General features: G+C 51.0%; 25 protein-coding genes. 9 read left to right on the top strand and 16 right to left on the bottom strand.

Going from position 1 to position 21,626, the window contains the following annotated elements; genetic code table 11:
* Positions 1-34: 34 nt before the first annotated feature.
* The 10 genes from ACO0LC_RS16435 to ACO0LC_RS16390 all read right to left on the bottom strand — a co-directional run bounded on the left by ACO0LC_RS16435 (position 35) and on the right by ACO0LC_RS16390 (position 9,971).
* Positions 35-484, bottom strand: coding sequence for a TerB family tellurite resistance protein (locus ACO0LC_RS16435; protein WP_423004962.1), 450 nt, complete (start codon positions 482-484; stop codon positions 35-37).
* A gap of 26 nt (positions 485-510) precedes the next feature.
* Positions 511-2,340 carry an ATP-binding protein gene (locus tag ACO0LC_RS16430; RefSeq protein ID WP_423004960.1) on the bottom strand — a complete coding sequence of 610 codons (1,830 nt, stop codon included), beginning with the start codon at positions 2,338-2,340 and terminating at the stop codon, positions 511-513.
* A gap of 74 nt (positions 2,341-2,414) precedes the next feature.
* Positions 2,415-3,131 (bottom strand): PspA/IM30 family protein, encoded by a 717-nt coding sequence (locus tag ACO0LC_RS16425; RefSeq protein ID WP_162061092.1) that lies wholly within the window; start codon positions 3,129-3,131, stop codon positions 2,415-2,417.
* Between the two features lie 66 nt (positions 3,132-3,197).
* Positions 3,198-4,055, bottom strand: coding sequence for a hypothetical protein (locus ACO0LC_RS16420; protein ID WP_423004958.1), 858 nt, complete (start codon positions 4,053-4,055; stop codon positions 3,198-3,200).
* A 17-nt stretch (positions 4,056-4,072) separates the two neighbouring features.
* Complete coding sequence (locus tag ACO0LC_RS16415; RefSeq protein ID WP_423004956.1) at positions 4,073-4,966, bottom strand: hypothetical protein; 894 nt, start codon at positions 4,964-4,966, stop codon at positions 4,073-4,075.
* 35 nt (positions 4,967-5,001) lie between these two features.
* On the bottom strand, positions 5,002-5,895 hold the full coding sequence (locus ACO0LC_RS16410) for an ABC transporter ATP-binding protein (protein ID WP_423004954.1): 894 nt from the start codon (positions 5,893-5,895) through the stop codon (positions 5,002-5,004).
* A 2-nt stretch (positions 5,896-5,897) separates the two neighbouring features.
* Positions 5,898-6,695: an ABC transporter permease gene (locus ACO0LC_RS16405; RefSeq protein ID WP_423004952.1), complete on the bottom strand. Its 798-nt coding sequence runs from the start codon at positions 6,693-6,695 to the stop codon at positions 5,898-5,900.
* A gap of 5 nt (positions 6,696-6,700) precedes the next feature.
* Positions 6,701-8,398, bottom strand: a complete 1,698-nt coding sequence (locus ACO0LC_RS16400) for a phosphate ABC transporter substrate-binding/OmpA family protein (RefSeq protein WP_423004950.1) — start codon at positions 8,396-8,398, stop codon at positions 6,701-6,703.
* 80 nt (positions 8,399-8,478) lie between these two features.
* A complete protein-coding gene (locus ACO0LC_RS16395) occupies positions 8,479-9,189 on the bottom strand; it encodes a hypothetical protein (protein ID WP_423004948.1) in 711 nt (236 codons plus the stop codon).
* Between the two features lie 239 nt (positions 9,190-9,428).
* Positions 9,429-9,971 (bottom strand): GNAT family N-acetyltransferase, encoded by a 543-nt coding sequence (locus ACO0LC_RS16390; protein WP_423004946.1) that lies wholly within the window; start codon positions 9,969-9,971, stop codon positions 9,429-9,431.
* An 89-nt stretch (positions 9,972-10,060) separates the two neighbouring features.
* Between ACO0LC_RS16390 and ACO0LC_RS16385 the strand changes: the two genes are divergently transcribed.
* The 3 genes from ACO0LC_RS16385 to ACO0LC_RS16375 are packed head-to-tail and all read left to right on the top strand — an operon-like array spanning position 10,061 to position 12,069.
* Positions 10,061-10,672: a GyrI-like domain-containing protein gene (locus ACO0LC_RS16385; RefSeq protein ID WP_423004944.1), complete on the top strand. Its 612-nt coding sequence runs from the start codon at positions 10,061-10,063 to the stop codon at positions 10,670-10,672.
* Positions 10,673-10,707: 35 nt separating this feature from the next.
* A complete protein-coding gene (locus ACO0LC_RS16380; RefSeq protein WP_423004942.1) occupies positions 10,708-11,166 on the top strand; it encodes a GyrI-like domain-containing protein in 459 nt (152 codons plus the stop codon).
* A 30-nt stretch (positions 11,167-11,196) separates the two neighbouring features.
* Positions 11,197-12,069 carry an AraC family transcriptional regulator gene (locus ACO0LC_RS16375; protein WP_423004940.1) on the top strand — a complete coding sequence of 291 codons (873 nt, stop codon included), beginning with the start codon at positions 11,197-11,199 and terminating at the stop codon, positions 12,067-12,069.
* A 119-nt stretch (positions 12,070-12,188) separates the two neighbouring features.
* Here ACO0LC_RS16375 and ACO0LC_RS16370 read toward each other — a convergent pair whose 3' ends face one another.
* The 3 genes from ACO0LC_RS16370 to ACO0LC_RS16360 all read right to left on the bottom strand — a co-directional run bounded on the left by ACO0LC_RS16370 (position 12,189) and on the right by ACO0LC_RS16360 (position 14,279).
* A complete protein-coding gene (locus tag ACO0LC_RS16370) occupies positions 12,189-12,959 on the bottom strand; it encodes a head GIN domain-containing protein (RefSeq protein WP_423004938.1) in 771 nt (256 codons plus the stop codon).
* 94 nt (positions 12,960-13,053) lie between these two features.
* The gene (locus ACO0LC_RS16365; RefSeq protein ID WP_423004936.1) at positions 13,054-13,260 is read right to left on the bottom strand and encodes a hypothetical protein; all 207 of its coding nucleotides are present in this window, start codon (positions 13,258-13,260) and stop codon (positions 13,054-13,056) included.
* Positions 13,261-13,397: 137 nt separating this feature from the next.
* Positions 13,398-14,279 (bottom strand): alpha/beta hydrolase, encoded by an 882-nt coding sequence (locus tag ACO0LC_RS16360; RefSeq protein WP_423004934.1) that lies wholly within the window; start codon positions 14,277-14,279, stop codon positions 13,398-13,400.
* Between the two features lie 104 nt (positions 14,280-14,383).
* On the opposite strand from ACO0LC_RS16360, the gene ACO0LC_RS16355 reads away from it, so the two are divergent.
* From ACO0LC_RS16355 to ACO0LC_RS16340, 4 genes are all read left to right on the top strand, one after another.
* Entirely contained in the window at positions 14,384-14,932 is a 549-nt protein-coding gene (locus ACO0LC_RS16355) for a DUF2975 domain-containing protein (protein ID WP_423004932.1), read from the top strand.
* Positions 14,932-15,168, top strand: coding sequence for a helix-turn-helix domain-containing protein (locus tag ACO0LC_RS16350; RefSeq protein ID WP_423004930.1), 237 nt, complete (start codon positions 14,932-14,934; stop codon positions 15,166-15,168). The genes ACO0LC_RS16355 and ACO0LC_RS16350 overlap by 1 nt, the downstream gene beginning before the upstream one ends.
* Before the next feature lie 105 nt (positions 15,169-15,273).
* On the top strand, positions 15,274-16,068 hold the full coding sequence (locus tag ACO0LC_RS16345) for a class I SAM-dependent methyltransferase (RefSeq protein ID WP_423004928.1): 795 nt from the start codon (positions 15,274-15,276) through the stop codon (positions 16,066-16,068).
* A 74-nt stretch (positions 16,069-16,142) separates the two neighbouring features.
* Positions 16,143-16,706 carry a YceI family protein gene (locus ACO0LC_RS16340; RefSeq protein WP_423004926.1) on the top strand — a complete coding sequence of 188 codons (564 nt, stop codon included), beginning with the start codon at positions 16,143-16,145 and terminating at the stop codon, positions 16,704-16,706.
* Between the two features lie 2 nt (positions 16,707-16,708).
* On the opposite strand, the gene ACO0LC_RS16335 is transcribed toward ACO0LC_RS16340, so the two are convergent.
* Both ACO0LC_RS16335 and ACO0LC_RS16330 read right to left on the bottom strand, forming a co-directional pair.
* Positions 16,709-17,569 carry an EamA family transporter gene (locus tag ACO0LC_RS16335; RefSeq protein ID WP_423004924.1) on the bottom strand — a complete coding sequence of 287 codons (861 nt, stop codon included), beginning with the start codon at positions 17,567-17,569 and terminating at the stop codon, positions 16,709-16,711.
* 14 nt (positions 17,570-17,583) lie between these two features.
* Positions 17,584-19,050, bottom strand: a complete 1,467-nt coding sequence (locus ACO0LC_RS16330; protein ID WP_423004922.1) for a hypothetical protein — start codon at positions 19,048-19,050, stop codon at positions 17,584-17,586.
* Positions 19,051-19,249: 199 nt separating this feature from the next.
* Here ACO0LC_RS16330 and ACO0LC_RS16325 point away from each other — a divergent pair, with 199 nt between their 5' ends.
* Positions 19,250-19,714, top strand: coding sequence for a GNAT family N-acetyltransferase (locus tag ACO0LC_RS16325; RefSeq protein ID WP_423004920.1), 465 nt, complete (start codon positions 19,250-19,252; stop codon positions 19,712-19,714).
* Positions 19,715-19,723: 9 nt separating this feature from the next.
* Here ACO0LC_RS16325 and ACO0LC_RS16320 read toward each other — a convergent pair whose 3' ends face one another.
* Complete coding sequence (locus ACO0LC_RS16320; protein WP_423004918.1) at positions 19,724-20,599, bottom strand: DMT family transporter; 876 nt, start codon at positions 20,597-20,599, stop codon at positions 19,724-19,726.
* A 101-nt stretch (positions 20,600-20,700) separates the two neighbouring features.
* Here ACO0LC_RS16320 and ACO0LC_RS16315 point away from each other — a divergent pair, with 101 nt between their 5' ends.
* Complete coding sequence (locus ACO0LC_RS16315) at positions 20,701-21,597, top strand: LysR family transcriptional regulator (protein WP_423004916.1); 897 nt, start codon at positions 20,701-20,703, stop codon at positions 21,595-21,597.
* Positions 21,598-21,626 lie beyond the last annotated feature (29 nt).

The raw sequence follows: 21,626 nt of genomic DNA, 5'->3' as shown, positions 1-21,626 counted from the left end.
TCGATCAACATCGATCAACTAAGCACAATATGGATTAGCCCAGTTCTTTTGCCACTACTGCGACCGATCCTGCATCCGGCAAATGTGATATCTGCGCCAGCATGTGATCCTTGATGGCTTCATTGATTTCATCAAAACGTGTGGGCGCTAAATTCAAAGCGGCGGCGATATTGCGCACGGCCTGGGTTTCTGCATCGCTGAATGTGCCATCGGCAAAACCTGTCATGACGCTCAAAGCAAGCACCATTTCACGTTCCTGCTCGGTCGCGAAATCGCTTGCAGACAGTGTATAAGCATCGGCAGCGGCCAGTAACTCATCAAAAGAAGGATGGCTGGCAGCACTGATACTGCCCTCATAAAAGCTTTTAATCAAGGTAACTTCTGCAGGATGTATGCCGTCAGTTTTTGCTACCTGCAACATGGTTTTGCTGGCGGCGATGATGGCATTATCACTCAGGGATTGCGGTGCGAAAAATGGAAACATGATTTTCTCCTGGATATAGATAAAATTTAAATTGCATTGCGCAAGATTTGCAATTGCTGCTGCACTTCTTGCGGTGTCATATTCTTGAAGCGGTCCGGCAACATGGAGCGGCGTGAAGTTTCAAACACGGCCAGCATTTCCATGAAGGCGATCATTTGTGTTTCTTGTGGTGGCATGAAGTCGGCCACGGCCATCTCAAAAATCGCCGACGTAATTTCACCATCGCCACGTTTGGCAAACTCCAGCGCCAGCAAGGCTACTGCTTCCAGATCGGCATTTGAATAACCGCGCAAGACATCAAACACCGGCAAGGTATTGGCCCAGTCTATCGAGCACTTGACGTCATAACGACTGAGTATGGCCTTGACGATGTCGGCGCGTTCAGTGGCAGTATCGGCATAGAAGAAAGGGATTTTCCTGTCCAGGCGACCTGGGCGTTTGATGTCGGTATCAAGCTTATCCGGGCGGTTGGTCATGAGGATGAACAAGACCTTGCCGCGGTTCTCGGTATCGGACATGAATTCTTTGAGACGGGCAATCACACGTGAACTGGTGCCGCCGTCAGAGTCATCGCCCTGTTTGCCAAAGCTGCGGTCACCTTCATCAATGACCACGGCGATAGGGCCCATGGCCTTGACTGCGTTCAAGACACGCTCAAGATTGGCCTCGGTAGAACCCACCCATTTCGAGCGAAAGTTTTTCAGACTCACGCCTGACAAACCCGCCTCTTTCAAGAAAGCCTTGATGACAAAAGTCTTGCCCGCACCCATCGCACCCACTGCCAGCAAACCCATGGGTGATCTTGCCTTATCGCCAGATTTAATGGCCTTGGCAATTTCCATGAGTTCTGTCTTGATGTTTTCATTGCCACCGACCGCACTGAGGTCATGCTTGGGTTCAATGAATTCGATGAGGCCAGCGCATTCTTTTTCTATTAGCTCACGTTTGCGCTTGCGTACTATTTCCATCATCTCGGAGTAAGGATCAATATCCACATCCTTCGACAAAGTCTTGCCCGGGTCTATCAGGTGGGCGATTTCTTCCGGTGTCATACCAGCAGTGATGGCCGATAGTTTTGCTGCCCGCTCTTCCGCATTGGCCTGGCCTTGCAAGAGGCTGGCGATGAGTTTGGTGCGCTCAGCTTCACGCAAGCCTTGTGGGCCTTCTGCCGCAACGATGCTGCTCAGTTGTATCACGCGCAAACCCGCAGTTTGCTTGGCCAGCAATTTGACTTGCTGCTCTTCCATCTTGGGTGCGTAATGTCTGACTGCTATTTCACGCTCAGCTTCTTGTGGAATCGGTACTTCTACTGCTGCCACCTTGGGATTGGACATGATGGCTTGATTGATCTCAGCCAATGACTCACACAGCAGGATGACGACATTGTCTTTTTGCGCCAGTGCATCATCGAGTGACCAGCGATGCAGGGTAGTGAAGGCAATGCGGTCTTCCAGCGACATCATTTGTGGGTCGCCATTCGGGAAGATCGTGCCCGCATAGGGGAAAATCACAGCATTCGACGCATGTTCACGCATGCGGCGCTCTACCGATTCAAAGATGCCCGGCAAGCCCTTGTCAGCCAGATAGCCGTACAAGACTTCTTTTTCTTCTGTCGTTGCGCCTTGCAGGAAACGCACACCGCGGTCAAGGCTGATTTCCATGATGCGGTTCTTGTTTTCCTTCAGCAGGACCTGAGACAAAAACTCAGTCATCCCATGGGCGACACCGTCGACGAGATAACGGTCAAATACATTGCCATACAAGACGAAGACAGAAGCTTCGCCCGCCAGATATTTCTGTCTTAGCTGTTCTGCCCAGACGGGCAGCGTGCGCTTGCTAGTGCCAGGTTCGCTCATGGATGTTTGCTCTGTCTCTTTGCTGTAATTATTCACTGGTGACAAGGGATGTTGACAAGCATTATTAAAGCCAATTACATGGTCTTGCCACCGCTGTTAGCTTCAGCCTGGCCAGCCCGGGCTTTTTTCATGTCTTCCAGTTGTTGCTTGGCTGTCACTGCACCACTGCTCTGGCGTAATTTGGCCAGACGTACGTCGAGATCAGAGCTGCGCAATTCCTGACCCAGGTTGGCTTCAGCCACGGTGTTCTTGATATGGTCACGCACATTGCTGAGCGCCTTGACTTCGGCATCGACAGACAAGCCTTCGAGCTGGTTCTGTATCGACACACGTGCTTGTGCACTGTGCATCTGCGCCAGCATGCGGTCTTTTTCTGCCTTGAGTTTATCGATCTCGCCTTTGACTTGCAGCAGAGAATCCTTGGCATCGTCGGCATCGGTCTGGGCGATTTTCATGTCATCTTGCAGAGCTGCGACACTGGCATCGAGGGCGTTTTTCTTTTGTATCAACACCACTGCCAGATCGTCCTGGTTGGTGGCGATAGCACCTTCGAGGTCAGCGGTGATGGATGCCAGTTCTGCTTGCTCAGCTTTCAGGCGCGCTTCTACGTCCTGCCTGCGGCGTATGATGGCAGCAGTCGCGGCCTTGAGCTTGGTGTACTTGCTTATCATGGAATCGATGGAATTCTGGTAGGCGATTTCCGGGTGGCGTTTTTCCACATCGGTAATCCACAATGAGACGAAGCCTGACCAAAGATTGGATAAGCGGGCGATGAAATTACTGTCAGACATGTTGATCCTCTTTTAGGTAAATAACTAAGCGTGAACTGAGCGTGAATTGATCATGAGTTGATCGTTTTATCGAACTATCGCTTCGAAAAAAGTTTTGTGATGCCTGGCAAAAGTCTGGAAGCCATGATCCAGGCTGGCACGCATGGCTGCATGTTCTTTTTTGGGGCTATAAGTAAAGGCCAGTTCGGCACCTTTGGTGGCCCATGCAAAATGGTCAGCCTCGGCTGCGCCGCCATGGCCACTATGTATCTGCAACCATTGGTAGCATGGATGACTTTGACCAGCGATTTCCTGCTTGGCTTTTTTCAAGAAACGGGTAACTTCTTTTTGCTCCTTGCGCAGGTATTCATCTATCATCGAGAACTCACGGTCAGCCAGGATTTCTGAGCCCAGATGGTAGCCTATCGCTGCCATGATGGTATCCCTGCTGTCTTCACTGCCATTGCCATAACCCTGAGCGACCTTGGCATTCAGGGTCTTTAACCAGGCGGGTTCATTGAGCATTTTATTCAGTTCTGCAGTGGATGCGGTATAGCCCTGCTGACGTGCGTAACGCAATAAACCAGCCAGGGTTGCCTGCGCCAGGCAACGATGGGTATCGCGGTATTCCGTATCACGGTCATCGAATTCATCACGCGCAGCATCAAAGAAAAAACTCGCAATAAAGACACTGCGGTCATTGAGCAAGCGCTCTGCCACGGTCTGGTCAACAAACATAGTACGCGAGCGGCCTATCTTGCCGGACAGTGAAGCCACGCCAGAACCGAAAAAACCATTCCAGCTTGTATAGCGGGCAAAGAAGCGCAGCAAGCCCACAGCGCCCTCTTCACCGGCGAGCTTCAACGCATTTTTTACCCTAGCCTGTGCCAGCTCGAAATCTGCCAGTTCCTGCAAATCTTGCTCGGTGATGATGCTGTATTCCATAATATGCCTTCCGGTATTTACTGCGTATTTTTCTGTGCCTGCGGCTGTACTTTTACTCCGGCTGCAATGCGACTTTGCTTGCGGTTTTCCAGTTCTTGCGAAATGACAGGCATGGTATCGCGCAATGCACCCTCCAATTCCGCTTCCAGGTCTTCTTCCAGTCCCAGCTTGGCGATCGATTCTGCCAGCTTGGAATCAACATCGGATGAAGTCGGTGCAGTCATGATGGTTTGGTAAATCTCATCCATCTGGTCGGGCATGGAAATGATGGCTGCCTCTATCGCCGCCTTGCGGCTCAGCATGCGGCGCTGGCGCGTGATGAGGGAAAGATAATCATTGCGCGCTTTTTGCAATTGCAACTGGTCCATGCCCGGTTTGATATCTTGTAAATCCTGATCGATGCGTTCCAGGCGCGTTTCCACTTCTTTCATGTTGACGGAATTGGCGCGCTCTTCTATCACCGTCAGGGCTAGCCACATGCTCAGGTAATCGAGGGTGGCATCATCAAGTTTTTCCACATCATTCATGGACAGGCTGGTGCGGCTATCACTGGCATACTGGTAAAGCGAGGCAACATGCTGCAGCATGCGCTGGTAGGCATCCATGGAGCCAAATACCTTGAAGGCGATGCCTTCGCGCTTGTGGATTTCATCCAGGAAGTGCTGCCTGGAAGCGGCTCTCTCCTGCTCCCGGTATTTCTTGTCGACCGCAGCGCGGAAATTTTCTGAATACGGGATAAACATGGCGGCGATGGTTTCCCCTGCCACCAGGCCTATCAGAGGAAGCAGTGCGGCATTGAAGCCGTAGGGTATGGATATCAAGACGCTGGCGGCGAGCGTACCCAGCACAGCAAACATATTGCCCTGGCTGTACAGCATTTCCTTCACATATGAAACTTGTTTGATCTGCACGTTTTTATTTCAATTCTTTATTTCAATTCTTTATTTCAAATAGTGACTCTGAGCGTACCGCGTCCGGGACTGAGTTTGTGTAGTTGTGTTAGTACACGTTCCTGCATGTTGACTGCTTCGGTAGAACGCTGCCATACGGCAGAGCGCGGGCGGCTCTCGGTAATTTCAAAGTCGTCCGCAATCTTGGCGGGCTGGGTAGAAAGTACAATGACGCGGTCACCCAGCAGCAAAGCCTCAGTCACATCATGCGTGACGAAAACGATCAGGCAGGGGCTGGTTTTGTGCAGGGTAATCAGCAGTTGCTGCATTTCTTCACGTGTCTGTGCATCCAGCGCGCCGAAAGGTTCATCCATGAGCAGGATGCGTGGACGCAACACCAGCGCCCGTGCCAAAGCAACGCGCTGGTTTTGGCCGCCAGATAATTGCGCAGACGACAGATTTTTTTTATCTGTCAGCCCTACTGCTTCGAGCATATCGTCTACCCGTTTTTTCCACTCAGCTTCGGGGAATTTTTTCTTCCACAAACCCAGGCGAAATGGGAATGCAACATTTTCATAGACGGTCAGGTCAGGCCGGTTGGCATAGCGCTGGAACACCATGACAGCATCATCATGCGGACCATCACAGACTTCACCATTGATGTGTACAGAGCCAGATGTCGGTGACTGTACGCCAAAAGGACGCACGCCACCCATCATGTGCAATAAGGTGCTTTTACCGCAGCCTGATGGGCCTAGCAGCATATTGATGGTGGGCTTGTCGAAAGACAGGCTGATACCATCAATCACGCGGGTGACTGGGCCATCTGCATTGACATATTCCTGCACGATTTCATTGAGCTGCAGGCTAATGTCAGTGGTGGTCGTCATTATGCTTGTCGGGCTGCTGTCTGCCATAGTATCCGTCTTGGTATCCGTCTTGGTATCCATACTCACTGCGAAGTTTCCCATGGATAGAGTTTTCTTTTCAACAGGCGCATCGATTGATAAGTCACCAACGCCAGCGCGATGATGACGATGATGCCAGCAAATACCTGGTCCATGGCGCTGAAGCGGCGCGCATTCTGTATCAACTGGCCCAGGCCTTCGCGGGCATTGACGTATTCAGCCACGGTAATATAAGTCCACATGACCGAGATACTGACGACAACGGCATCTGCAATACGCGGCATGGCCATGGGCAGCACGGCTTTTTGTATGCATTCCCAGGGTGTGGCACCCAGGTCACGGGCACTGATGTAATAGCTTTGCGGCACAGCCTGTATGGCATCGCGCACCATGGGCACCAGATAGACTACCGCACCTATGAACAGGAAGGCAATTTTCATGACCTCACCTATGCCCAGCCACATGACGAGTATGGGCAGCAAGGCAACCACCGGCGCAGAACGGAAAGGATCGATCAGCGGCGACAGCAAAGCATTTAAACGCGGAGCTGCGCCCATCATGACACCCACTGGTATGCCTATGGCAATCACCAGCAGGCCAGCCGCCAATACCCGGCCAGCCGACCACAGGGTAGCATTGAACAACATGCTGTTACCCTCATTCCATGACAGGTAGAGCATGGCCTGCGCCACTGCCCAGGGCGATGGTAGCCTGGTGGGGCTGACCATGCCGGATGCCGCAAGCGCAGCCCACAGCACCAGTACCGTGGCCACAGCTGCGACGCCCAACTGGCGTCGCAAGCCAGACGACATGGGTGAGTAGGGATTCCAGAATGTCGTCATGATGCTTAACGTGCAAATACGCCGATGCGGGTAGTACGGTTCAGGCTACGGCAATCTTCCAGCACCAGGCCATCCGCTGCCGGATTGCCTTCATTACACAATGGTTTATCCGGGCCATTACCAACGATTTTGAAACGTGCTTTAGGGAATTCCCATTGCTCATTCAAATACTTCACCACTGCCGCAGCACGGGCTTGCGACAGACGCAGGTTGGAGTCACGTGCACCAACGCCATCGCTGTTACCGCTGACTTCAAAATAAGCGCTGCCATTGTTTTCTATGAAGGGCACCATCTCGGTATCGACGACGCGCTGGGCTTTCTTGGTCAGCTCAGCGCTGCCGGTAGCAAAACCGACGGTGACTGGCTTGGTGACGCTGGCTGTTTGTTGGGTAGCCACTTTTTGTGCAGTTTCAGTAAATTGATATTGTGGCTTGGCAGCTGCCGTTTCCACAGCCGTATTCCTGGCCAGCATGGCCTTGATGAAGCGGTAGTCAAAACTTTCTTGTGGATTGACGACGGGCGATTTTGGATTCGCCAATGCACCCGCCGCACGGTAAATGCCATCAAAACGACGGTATACACGGTCATAGTGATTGGTACCGCCCACCAGACCGAGGATACGGGCATTATCTTCCAGACCTGTCCATACCAGGTTGCTGAACAGGGATTTAATGAAAGGCTTACCTTCCTGCTTGGCCAGCAGTTTAAAGAATTCTTCAGTATTGACCAGGGCATCGACGGCATTGTCAGGTTTTGCTCTTGCCTGTGTTACGCCTTCCATCCAGCCTTCTACAAATTTCTGGACAACCGGAATGTTTTCTTCTTTTGCCAGTACGCGGCTGTCACAAACCATGATGTCAAAAATCAGGTTGGTGGCGGTCTTGGTCGAATACACGACATGGCCACCTTTGACATTGCGCAGTGCCAGCGACAGATCAGGGTCCCACAGGGCGGCGGCATCGACATTGCCGGATTCCAGCGCAGCGCGCACACCCGCCGTGCCTTCATCAGCATTGATGAAGACAAACTTGACGCTTTCTTTCTTGCGCGCAGTCATCGAAGAATTTTCTATCGCATCAATCAGCATGCCATGCGAAGGGGTGAACTGCAGTACCGCGACCGAATGACCAGCCAGGTCTTCAATAGTGCGTATACCACTGTCTTTGGCGATGACAGCATCGGCACCCTGGGTATTATCAACGACCATCACAGCACGCGCATCCAGACCGGCATTGCGTAGATTAGGTTGTTCCTGCGCCCAGGAGTCAGACGTACGCCATGCGCATTGCGCAGCGCCAGACTCAAACACGGTTGCCAGCGCCGGGATGTCATCCTGGATGACGAATTGCATATTCACGCCCTTGGCTGCATACACAGAATTGGGCTGGGTAGTCAGGCTGTTGCCATTGGCAACCAGCGCAGGCGCATAACCATGGAAGCTGACGATGCTGACTTTCAAGGGGTTGCCGCTAGAACCGAGTGGCCCTGTGCCCGACACTACAGCAGGAGCAGGTTTGCCTGACGGCTTCACACCATTGGCTTTGCTCGTTGCCGATGCACTGGCTGTCACTGTCGCACCGGATTTTGCGTCGGCCCGGTTGGCCCACCAGTCCTTGAGTGCCAGATTCCAGGCCGCAGAGCCTGCGGCTCCGAGGATAATCACTGCAATAAGTCCTTTAGCAAGAGGGCTAGCTGTAGCCATGGTCATTCCTTGATGATGTGTTGTTAATCAGTACGAGTTCAGTGTAAGTTCGGTCTGGATTGTTCAGAATTATTCAGAACTCAGTGTGAAAATTGCGCAGGAATTTCGCGCAATCTTTCTACTTCTGCCTGCAAGCGTTTTACTTCACGTTCACAGTTTTCCTGGGCAGCTTTTTGCCCACCTTCCAGATTGGTGATCTGTTCTGCTGTTTTTTGTATTTCGCGCGCCAGCAGTCTTTCCATTTCAGCGATCTGCTTGCGGATTTCTGTAACGGCTCTTTCTTCTGCCGCTTTCAAATCGGCGACTTCGGCAATCACTTGCTGCTGGTTGGCGGTGAGCTGGGATTCCAGTGCTTTTTGATAGTCTTCCAGTGCAGTGATTTTTCTTTGTGCATCAATGATGGAATCATCGATAGTCCAATTATCGTCAGCCGCATCCATGGCATGCACTGCTGCCTTGCGGGTAGCTTCATCCATGGCGCGCAAGCCGTCAAGCAGCCTGAGCAAGCGTTCAGCAGGGAAAGGGGAATCAGGTATCTGGGCGCTTTTAAAGATATCCTCAAAAGACTTGCCGCTGGCAACATCAGCGGCCGCGTATGTTATGGGTGGAGGTAAGGAAGTATCAGCATCGCTTGCGTCTGGCAGGGGTGGCGGATTGGCGCTTGCAGCTTCGCTCTCCAGGCTGGTTTCGACCAGTTCATCGCCCGGCGCGATACCATGCAATTTCATTTTTTCTTCATCAGACAGGTCAACCAGCTTGGCAGCAGCCAGAAACTTCAGGATACCTTTCACGCGACTTACCTCTTCAGAAAAGACTATGTGTGCGACAAGATACAACAGGCTGGCATAAATTGCCACTTTGATTGCATGCGTACATTGCTGGAAAACCCGGTTTTTGTCTCTGGGAGAACACAGTCTTGTCGGCCCAGGGCTCGTGTCACCCCGCATGTGTGGGAGTATCCAGAAAAATCAATAGCCATTTAATAATATACTTTTCCTGTGAATCACCTCATTTCCTCCTGGCAAGTACCTTAAACCAGTTGCTTGCGCATGCGACATAATGGTGTAAACACGCCATCTGGCAAATCCAGATCAAAACGCTCAAATACCGCAAACCCACAGGCCAGATACAGTGGCTCGCCTGGCATGGTGGCGGCCAGTTCCAGTACCGTAAATCCTGCTGCCCGCGCCTGGTTAATGCAATGTTCGAGCAAAAGACGCCCCAGGCCACGGCGCGCTGCCGCTGGCTCGACAAAAAATACCCGTATGCGGGCTGCATCGGTCGCCGGATCAAGCAAATTATCCACGCCCTGCTTGGCCTGGTCACCACCAAACAGAGTCTTGCGCTTGCTCCAGCCACCGCAGGCCAGCAAGCTGCCCTGCTCTTCGATGACAAAATAAGTCTGGTCATGAATAAGCTGGGTATCGACACCAAACACATGCACGAGCAAGGCCTGGGCCTGCTCAGGCGTATAAAAGCCTGCGCTGAGCTGCATTGCCGAACGGGCGATCAGGGCTTGCATGGATGCGATATCCGCTTCCGTGGCGCAGCGTATCCTCAGATTTTTGTTCATCCTCCATCCCTTCCGGCTCAAGTCCGCAAGATTTGTCAAATTCCTTCATGTTAAGGTGAGCACATTGACGACTAGTGCCCCTCTTTATCATGGAAAAACTGGACTTGAAGAAGCAATTTAAATCAGTCTATCAGGCGTCCGCCACTGCGGTGAGGGAAGTGGATGTGCCTGCGTTTCATTTTCTCATGATAGATGGCCAGGGTGATCCAAATTCATCCAGTCATTATGCCGCAGCCGTGGAAGCCTTGTTCACAGTAGCTTACACCCTGAAGTTCATGTTCAAGAAGAGCAGCGCGGCAATTGATTATGCCGTCATGCCCCTGGAAGGTCTGTGGTGGGCTGAGGACATGGCAGCTTTTACCGCAGACCGCAAAAACGAATGGCGTTGGACCATGATGATCATGCAGCCTGACTTTATCACGGCAGACATGGTGGCAACTGCCATCGCTGCAGCAGGCAAGAAAAAAACTCTGTCGGCATTGCAGGAATTACGTTTTGAAATTTTCAATGAAGGACATTGCGCACAAATATTGCACAAAGGCCCTTTCAGCGAAGAAGGACCGACCATAGATCGTCTGCATCAGTTCATCAATGCTCATGGTGCACTGACAGGCAGGCATCATGAGATTTATCTGAGTGATATACGCAAGGCAGCACCAGCAAACTGGAAGACCATCATACGTCAACCCATGCAGAAGTAAAACCCATCATTATTTTCTAGAACAGGATAAAAACCATGCAGACAAAATTCGTAAACATCAGTAATTTCCAGATCAGTGGCTTGCAAGTACGCACCCGCAATGCCGATGAAGCCAATGATACCAAGGGCAAGATAGGTCCTCTATGGGGACAATTCTTTACCAAAAATTTGCCTGAGACCTTGCCTGCCAAAACCGGCGATGGAAAAATCTATGGCGTATATTCCAATTATGAAAGCGACGCCAGCGGTTTGTTTGATGTAACTGCGGGTGTCGCTGTCACAGCAGACTCAGCAGAATTCGCCAACATCACTATCGCTGCGGGTCGCTACATGGTGTTTAACTGCGAAGGTGAAATGCCTGCCGCCATCATCAAAGGCTGGGGTGAGGTCTGGTCTTATTTTGCCAATGCTGGCGAACATGAACGTCGCTACCTGACTGATTTTGAAGAATATCAGGGACCACAACAAGCCGCCATCTACATAGGTATAAAATAAGCGGCAACTACATTTTTTTACAAGGCCAGCATGTCCGCATTGTCTACCAATCCAGCCCTGCAAGTCAGTTATGAACGCCGCCTCTCCCGCGTTACCAACTATCTGCATGCCCATCTTGATGAAGATCTGGATTTGAACAAGCTGGCTGATATCGCCTGCATGTCGCCCTATCACTGGCACCGCATCTATCGCGCCATTCATGGCGAGAGCGTGGTGGCTACAGTCAAGCGCCTGCGCCTGCAAAGAGCAGCTACCCTGCTGTCACGCAGTGACATGACGATAGATAAAATCGCAGAATTTTCTGGCTATCCCAACCTGCAATCGTTCACCCGCATTTTTGCGTCTGTCTATGGACAACCACCTGCACGCTTTCGCAAGGAGGGTAGCCACCAGCAATTCCCGCAACCCGATGAACTCAGTGCTGACCTGCATTTCCCGGTCAGCATCACCAGCATAGACCCTGTGCAATTATTGAGCATAGACAATACCGGCAGTTATATGGGCATCAGCAAGACTTTTGATATTCTGGTTGGCTGTGCCGCCTCGCGGCAATTATTCAGGGAAGATACCCGCTGGCTCGGGATTTACTACGACGATGCAATGACGGTGGATGAAGACAAGCTGCGTTCAAAAGCCTGCATCAGCGCGCCACAACCTTTGCCGGAGCAGGCATTGCAAGAACCTCTGTCTTTAACGGAGCTACGCGGCGGCAAGTATGCGGTGCTAACCTACAAAGGCCCTTACTCGGACATGCAGCCAGTGTATCGCTGGTTTTTTGGTGTATGGCTACCGGCATCCGGGCAAGAAATAGATGATGCACCGCCGTTTGAAGAATATTTGAACAACCCGCGCGATACTGCACCTGCAGACTTATTAAGCAATATCTACATGCCCTTGCGCTAGTTTTTATGTGGCGTGATAGCCGTCAGCAATGAAGATTTGAAGAAATGAAAATGCGCTGATAGCGCGGGCAAACACTGGTACCACACATGTTTGCCCTATGCGACGATGTTGTTGCAAGCCTAGCCTGGCATATCACCCTTGCGTGTCACCTTGCCAGATCCACCTATGGACTTGCTGATTTTTGGGTCACCGTAGTAGCTGACATCGCCGGAGCCACCTATGCTGACATCCAGTTTGTCCTTGGCCCAGACTTGTGCTGTGCCAGAACCACCTATCTTGATTTTGACATTACTGGCTTCCAGTTTGCCAACCTGGATATCACCCGAGCCACCGATAGTGCCACCAAATTCGGTTGCAGTACCAGCTGCCATGAAATTGCCGCTTCCGCCTATGACCACACTCAGGCTATCGGCCTGCAGAGCCTTGATTTGTATATCGCCCGAACCACCTATCTTGGCTTGCAATTCTTTTGTTGCCAGCTTGTCTGTCCAGATTTTGCCAGAACCGCTGACAGCTATCTTGTCGAGATTTTTGCAATAGACAATGATGTTCAGAGTCCTGGTCTTGGGATAAGTATTTTTTTCCGCATTGCGGATTTTCAAATGACCACTCTCGACCACGGTCTCGACCAGTGCCTGCAAATTATCGTCAGTCTCTACTTGCACACCTTCCTTGTCGCCCTGGCGCAGTTCCAGTTTCACAGGCAAAGCCAGGTCAACGCTTGAATATCCTGTGACATTGCGGTCTTGTTTCTGGACATTGCCAGAACCTTCGATACCCTTGCCCTTGAACCAGCCCCAGCCTCCACTCCAGTCGGCAGCAGCAGGTAAACTTGCCAGTGCCAGCAAGCTGGCCAGAACATAGCGGCGGGAATAATGATTTTTCAACATAGTCTCCTGAAGTATTGTGTATCTTCAGACTATAGTGAATAAGGCAAGTTCCCGCAAAGAGAATTTATCGTTAAGGCAATATCGCGCCTGTCATTTATTTGGTCTTGCCGTCAGTATTATTTGGCACACCAGATTTCAGAGGCTTGACCTTCACCACTGTGCTCTTGCCTTTGCATGGCTTGTCCGACCAGGTAACGCGGCCATCAACTTCACATCGAAAGACGGGCGTTTGCGCCTCTGCCAGCAAAGGCAATAACAAGGACACCGTCACAGGCAGCAATAACAGGGATGATTTTTTCATGATATCAATTCAAAAAATGCGTTCACACATCATGCTGCAGGCCAGCAACTGAGTTAGTGTGTGCATGAATGGGAGCCTAGTCTGAGGCTTTACGCTATCCCACGCAAGCATACCAAGGTCGGTAGCACAGTTTTATTTCACTTAAAGGCTTGCACAAAGCTGCAATAGGTGGCCTGTACATCGCCTCTATCCAATAAACCATCATGCTCGCCGCCCGCACTGACAAATAAGCGCTTATTGCCTTGCGGAATCGCAGCATAGACCTTTTGACCCAGCTCCAGCGGCGTTACCTTGTCTTTATCGCCCATCACCAGCAGGCTATTGCCAGTATAGGCAGAGAGGGCTGCGGCATTGTCAATATTCTTTAAAACCGGGCTTAATTCTATGCTGACAAAAGGACGGGCATACCAGGGCATATTTGCGCTAGCCCAGTCGTAGGCATTATTTGCCGTCGATTCCATGACCAGTCCATCAGGCTGGCGTTGCTGGGCGACATAGGCAGCCATGAAGCTGCCCAGCGATTGTCCATGGACGATGAGCTTACCCTGGCTATGCTGGCGCACGTAATCGTAAATCTGCAAGGCATCGCTCTGCATATTGGCTACCCCGGGCTCGCCCGTGCTACGGCCATAACCACGATAATCAAACATAAATAGATTGAGCTTGCATTGACCCAGGGCCGCGGCGATGTGGCCGGCATGGCGGTCAAGATGGAACATATTCCCACCAAAGTACAATACTGTCGCTCCTGCCCCGGCTTGCAGCATGCTGACACCACGCAAAGTCTGGCTATCTGTGGTGGCAATGCGGTGTTCTTGCAGAGTGGCATTGCTTGCCACGCGCTGCAAGGCTGCCTGGTCAAATTGCTCTTGTTGCTTATAGCCTGACTTGCTATCTGGATGTATAAAATTTCTTTCACCGATTTGCATAGTCATGCAGGCACTCAGGTTGAGCACGAGGCAAGCTGGCAAGACCAGGGTCAATATAATTTTTAATACCGGTTTCAATACCTTGTGCATCATCTAACTCCTTTTGGTGATTCGCTCGAACTTCTATTACAATTAAACTATAACAGAAATAAATTATCGCAAAACAGTAATTTATAATTATAGGACAATCATTAATGAAATTAAAAAATCAACCCCGCCTGGTCCGCAGCCTTCTTTTTATTTGCGCACTGGTGCAAGTGCTGTACTTTGTGCTGGCCTGGACTGGCCTGACACCTCATCTGGGCACATGGCATATGCAAGTCAGTGCCAGAGGTATGGGCTGGGAAGAAGCACAGCAATTGTCTGCTGCCCAATGGAGTGCAGGAATAGCCTTGGGCTTGCCAGCATTGCTGTGCATTTTGTTTGGATTGATGAAGCTGAATCGCTTATTGCAAGCCTTGCAATTGCCTGATGCGCAAAAAACCATGTTTTCACTCGGCAATATTGCCTGCCTGCATAGCTTTGCCGGTGCACTGGCGCTATCCACCCTGTTTGGCATTATTGAAGTACCCGTGCGCCACCTGATATTCACGCTATTGCCGGGCGTCTATACGCACCGTTTGTCAGTCTCGGTGAATGCGGAAGAGTTGATGCTCTTGCTGGTCTGCCTGGTGTTTTATCTGGTGACTGGCATGCTGCATGAGGGACGCAGGCTGGCAGAAGAAAATGAGGGCTTTATCTGATGTCCATCGTGATCAATCTCGACGTCATGCTGGCCAGACGCAAAGTCAAATCCAAGGAACTGGCACAGTTTGTTGGCATCACGGAACAAAATCTTTCCCTGCTCAAGTCAGGCAAGGTCAAGGGTATACGTTTTTCCACCCTGGAAAAAATCTGCGAGCGCCTGGACTGTCAGCCCGGCGACATCATGGAATGGGTGAATGATGGCAAAAGCAGCGATGACACGGGGGATGACTGAGTAGCTCAAAAAGATTTATGATGCGCTGCACGATCAAAGCTTGCCATCTGCGTGGAACGTTTATAAGTTCCCGCAGTCATATGTTTTTTCCTTAGGAGAGTCTGCATGAAACAATTTCTGCTCGCCGTAAGCCTGCTCACAGGTATAGGTGCCAGTCAGGTCGCCATGGCTGATGATGCCTTGAAGGCCGCTATTGCAGGGCAACAACGCACGCCTGCCAATGCAGTACGTGATAGCGCCCGTCATCCCTATGAAACCCTGAGTTTTTTTGGTATCAAGCCGAATATGACGGTCGTTGAACTGTCACCCGGCGGTGGCTGGTATACCGAAATCCTGGCACCGTATCTGCGCGACAATGGCAAAATGATAGCAGCCCTGGGAGACCCGGCAACCAGCAAGGGTGCAGCCAGCTTCAAGCAAAAACTGGATGCCACGCCTGCCGTCTATGGTAAGGTACAGATGGGTGTCTTTGCACCACCCGCCAAGCTTGATTACGCAGCCAAGGGCAGCGCCGACATGGTGTTGACGTTCAGGAATATCCATAACTGGATAGGCAATGGCGAACCCGCCATGAAAGCCTTGTTCCAAAGCGCCTATGACACCTTAAAACCAGGTGGTGTGTTTGGCGTGGTAGAGCATCGCCTGCCAGCCAGCAAAGCCCAGGACGACAAAGCCAGCACAGGCTATGTACATGAAAGCTATGTCATCAAACTGGCTGAAAGCGTAGGTTTCAAACTGGCAGGCAAATCTGAAGTCAATGCCAACCCCAAAGACATGAGCGATCATGAAAACGGTGTATGGGCCCTGCCACCTACCTTTGCCAACAAGGATAAAGATAAAGCCAGGTACGAAGCCATAGGTGAAAGTGACAGGATGACGCTGAAGTTCGTCAAACAATAAAAGACGAGTCTCTGGCAAGTCAGGCAGTAACAGCTTATGATGGCTGTTACTGCTTTTTTTATTTTGGAACGGCCATGTTGAAAAAATGCCTGCTGCTGTTATTGTCTGGCGCTTGCCTGACGGCAGCCGCTGCAGATAAATATCTGGTCGACCAGGAGCATACTTTCAGCAGCTTTGAATACAGACACTGGGGTCTGTCACTGCAGCGCGGCCGTTTTGACAAGAATAGCGGCAGCATAGAACTGGACCTGGAAAACAACACTGGCAGTCTGCAAATTAATATCGATGCCGACTCCATCAATACCGGTTCTGACAAGTTCAACCAGGTCTTGCGTTCTGAGAGTTTTTTCTATGCAGAGAAGTATCCAAAAATCTCTTTCCTGTCAAACAAGATGATCTTCAATGAAGACAAGCTGGTACAGGTCGAAGGCGATTTAACCATTAAGAATGTGACGCGCAAAGTGACAGTCGACATCACGCAATTTGAATGCCGCTTCATGATCCTCTACCTCAAGCGCGCCTGCGGTGCCAACGGCAATACCAAAATTCTGCGCAGCGACTATGGCGTAGGCCGCTATGTGCCCTTTGTCAGCGATGAAGTGACTTTGTCTTTCAGTGTAGAAGCGATCAAGGAATAATCTCAGGTATAGCGAATAACAATCGCACCAGCCACCGCCAGCAAAATGGCCGCCAGGCGTCTGGCAGAAATTTTTTCATGCAAGACCCAGGCCGCAATCGCTGTGGCAAACAGGATAGAGGTTTCACGCAGGGCGGCAATGGCCGCCACTGGTGCCAGGGTCATGGCCCATAATGCCAGGCCATACGAGGCAACAGAACCAGTACCACCGGCGATACCCAGCAGATATTTACCTTTGATATAAGCAAAAAATTCCTGCCTGCTCCTGAACATAAGCACCGTCAATAAGACCAGTGCCGTCAGCAAGAATATCCACATGGTATAGGCAGCAGGTGCGCCTGATTTGCGTACACCTATGCCATCCACTACGGTATAAGCAGCAATGAAGCAGGCATTCAGCAGGGCAAAGCCACGGCTGGAGCGACTCGATAAGGCCTGCTTGGTGTCCTCAGTTTTGGTTTGCCCGAACAGGCTTAAACCCAGTATTCCGGCAACCAACATGGCCAAACCCAGCCAGCGCAAGGCGGGTACAGCTTCACCGATAACACTGCCACTGACCAGCGCCACCAACAAAGGGGCCGTGCCACGCATGATGGGATAAGCTTCGCTCATGTCACCATGCCGGTAAGCGGCAGCCAGCAAATAAAAATACACTACCTGCAGAGCGACTGAAGCCAGCATGAACAGCCAGCTATCGACAGCTGGCTGGCGCACAAAAGGCAGGACGATGGCGCAAACCAGACCGGCGCCAGAAGTCACCAGCACTGTATTGAAGTATTTATTAGTACCAACCTTGATCGCTGCATTCCAGGCAGCATGGAGAAAAGCAGCAAACAAGACGATGGCGACAACCAGACCAGACATAGACTAGTCCCGGATTAAATCAGTGAGACGATGCTGATCTTACCGCCATCGGGATTGGTGCTGGCTTTTTCATGACCGGTAAAACTCAACTGACGTGTGCGGACATCCCATTTCATGGCTGCACCATCATAAGGACTACGGAAAACTGCTGCAGCATTATCGACATACGCAGGGATATCGGTTACAGGTATTTTTTTACTCAGGATATCGAACTGTAAAGCGACCAGGCGCAGATAAGCATCCGCGTCTATGCTTCTTTCAAGGAAACTGGAAAATTGATCAGGTATCACTGTTGATGCCAGCATTTTTCCTGCCGGGTTATAGACATAATGGTGGGCAGATAAAATGCCTGTCCCCAAATTTTTTTCCTGCAATTCGATCAATTGCTTTTTCATAGTTACAGTATCCGGCAATTTCTGGCTGGCAGTATTGAGTATGATATCCCAATGCCGGGCAAAGAGATTGGATGTGGCATTGACATGAAAACTATACTTACCTGCCAGCATCTTATACTGCCAGCTGCTCATTTCAGGATCAGACGAGTTTTGTGCTGCCTTGGCATTTTCTGGTAAATCCTGCACGAATCGCATGTTGACCATAACCTCATAAGAAATCGCCGCTACCAGACTACGCTCTACATCTGACATAGGCTTTACCAGCAGATTCAGACGTTCTGCATACTGCACCATCAAAACTGGATAGAGCACGGCCAACTCACTCACTACCCGTACTTGCTTGCATAAGGCCGTCAACAAAACCATTTTAGAAATCAGGCTGCTACTTTTCCCCAGCATCAGCCTGGTATAATGATTATTGCTTTCCAGCTCTTGCAAGCCTGTTTCGAATTTACCGTCGGCCATTTCAAACACAGCCTTTGTGGTCTGCATATCCATGGCACGCATTAACTGGCTGTAAGCCGGAACGCTGGCCATATAAGTCGGCAAGAGCAATTCTTCGTAATTTCCCATCTTTTGCATCATTTGATAACGCTGCAGCAAGAGCTGGTTATCTTTCATCAGTCCTGACAAATTCGTCCGATGTGCCAGTATGTCCTGCACGCAATTAGGCATCTGCTGACATTGTTTTTGATCCCAGGTGAATGTGACTGTCGCTGGCTTTTCTGGGTCTTTCACTGAAGCAGTATAGATGCCGCGGTTTTTCAGAAATTCTGCACGTTCTGCATGCTCTTTATCGACTGCCGTTTTAAAAACATCGGTATCCGCTGGCGCATCCATAGCCTTCAAAATATAGTAAGCATTCTGGGCATCAGCTACCTGCCTGGGCGGTTCGCGCAGTAATAATTTTGCGCGCTCAGACAGTGCTTCATCACTCCAGTTGATAACCACGAACAAACCCAGCAGCACAGTCACTATCACAAACATGGTCAACAGGACTTTGATACTCCGGCGTTTCCAGGTTTTCAGCTTATTGTTATCAAGGGGATCAACAGACTCAGTATTCGCGGCAAGCGTGTTTGACATAAGTGATTTTCATTAGGTTAATGTAGCGTCGCTTCCTACATGATTGGTCGAGCGCATGTAAGTGAAGCAGCAAAGCATTGCAGGGCGAATTATCGATATCACAATGAACTCCGTCTACGGTTAAATTGTAAAATAAATACCGTACACTGATGCATCAAGAATTTGAAACCCACTGATAACTCATGGAACTTTGATAAAAATGCCACCCAATTTACGCCCTGCAAATACTGCAGATTACCCTGTCATCGCCAGCTGGATACCGGATGCCCTGGCCTGTGCCCGCTGGGCAGGCCCGCAATTAGCCTATCCTTTTGCCAGTGCCGACTTGCCTGCCTTGCTGGCTAAACCGCATGCACAAGCCCTGGTCATGGTGAATGCCTATCAGGAAGTCGTGGCATTTGCCCAGTTCTGGCGACGCGATGAGCAACGCGTGCATCTGGGTCGTATCATCGTCTCGCCAGCGGCACGTGGCCTGGGCTATGGCAGGCTGCTATGCGAGCAATTGATACAGCGAGCTATTGCCAGGACTGGCTTGTCTGTCGTCAGCCTGCGTGTCTATAGAGATAATCCCGCAGCACTGCATCTGTATCACCAACTGGGCTTTGTAGAAGTAGAAAGTGATTCCAATGCAGAAGTAGTGGCGATGGAATACTGCCACGACTGAGCCAGCTCATCATGCTGCGGGCCGCTTGTTCGTTAGCAGCACACCAGCCACGACAAAGACAGCGCCCAGCAATTGACAGCTCTCCAGTTGCTGCCCCAGGGCGACGCCGACCAGGCTGGCGAATACCGGCACCAGGTTCATGTAAACACCGGCTTTGGCTGGACCGATCTCTTGCACACTGCGGTTCCACCACAGATAGGGCAGGACAGTGCCAAACAGACCCAGGAATAACATGGCCAGCAGGGTAGGCATAGGCGGCATGACAAAGATATCCGGTGCTTCAGCAAAGGCCAGCAGCATCAGCATGACGGCGGCCATGCTGACAGTCATGCTGCTCAGCAGGGCGCTGGGTACCTGGCTGGCATAACGCCTGGGCAGTACGCAATACACAGACCAGCACAGGCTGGCCAGGGTCACCAGCATATCTCCCTGAGAAATATGCAGATTCAGCAGAGCTTGCAGGGAGCCATGAGCCACCACGATCAGCACACCCAGCAAACCCAATCCCAAACCCAGGGTCTGCAAGCCGCGTATTTTTTCCCGGTTCAGCAAGGCATTCAGTAAAACAATCAGCGCCGGGTTGAAAGCCATAATCAGCGCGGCATTCACCGAACTGGTAGAGCGCAAGCCATAAAACATGAACAGGCTGAAACCCAGCACACCAAACATCGCCAGTATCAACAAAATACCCAGATGAGCACGAATAGCCAGCCAGTGCGTGCGCAAGGCTGGCAGGGTCAGGCCGGTCAGCACCAGACCGGCTATGGCATTGCGCCAGCTGACGACTGCCAGGGGAGAAAACTGCTGCATGGCGAATTTGCCGACATGGAATACTGTTGCCCATAAAAAAGTCGCGCCAAACAGGCGGGCAGTCATCATATTCATTATTTACTTTCTGGCAGAGTTGACTGCATTAGGATTACGTCAGGATTACGCTAGGATTGCGTTACTATAGTCATCCAATTTTGAAAAACATATAGCAAAAAATGGCAAACCATTTTCCAGAAATAGAAAGTCGGGACTTTGACTGGAATGACCTTAAATATGCCCTGGCCGTCGCCAGGCATGGCGGGCTGAGCCAGGCTGCCAAGATATTGGGCAGCAGTGCCTCTACCGTTGCCAGGCATATACAGCAATTGGAAGCAGCACTGGGCCATACGCTTTTCTTGCGCCAGCAAAGCGGTTATCTGCTGACCGACGAAGGCAAGGAAGTTTTGGATCTCATCCTCAATGTCGAAGATGCCTTGCTGGCCCTGGAGCGGCGCGATGCCAGCTCAGGCACTTGCCGTCAGGCCAGTGGCTATGTGCGCCTGGCTTGCGCCGAGATGATGGCCGTGCATTTGATCACACCCAACCTGTCCAAGTTGTATGCACTGCACCCCAACTTGCAAGTGGAACTGGCGGTAGATATCAAGCTGGTTGATCTTAACCGGCGTGAAGCAGATGTTGCTTTACGCCTGACCAATCCTGGTGAAAAACCGGGCGAGCAAGACTACATCGCCCACACCATAGGCACGGTGCAATTTTCTGCCTATCGCAGCAGGCATCATGAGGATAACGGTCAGTATGTGAGCTGGGGCAAGGACTGGGAGCATTTACCCATGGCACAATGGCTGAAACAATATTTCAAAACCCAGCAAGCCAGGCTGCTCAGCAACAACGCCAATGTGCAGTTGCAGGCAGCCAGGGCTGGAGTCGGCCTGGCCGTGCTACCGCGCTTTATTGGAGATGCTGATCCTGACTTGATCGAAGTCAGCATCAGCAAGTCAGAATTGTCACGCAAGCTCTGGCTGGTCTACCACCGGGATTTAAAAGCCAGTACCAGGGTGCTGGCGATCAAGGATTTTTTGAGCAACTGCATACAAGATCATTTGGGAAAGTGATCTTGTTGCCCCTGGCCGACAACTGAATT

The sequence above is a fragment of the Undibacterium sp. JH2W genome (assembly GCF_049340425.1).
GTDB lineage: Bacteria > Pseudomonadota > Gammaproteobacteria > Burkholderiales > Burkholderiaceae_D > Undibacterium.
This window is presented reverse-complemented; position numbering and strand designations above follow the sequence as displayed.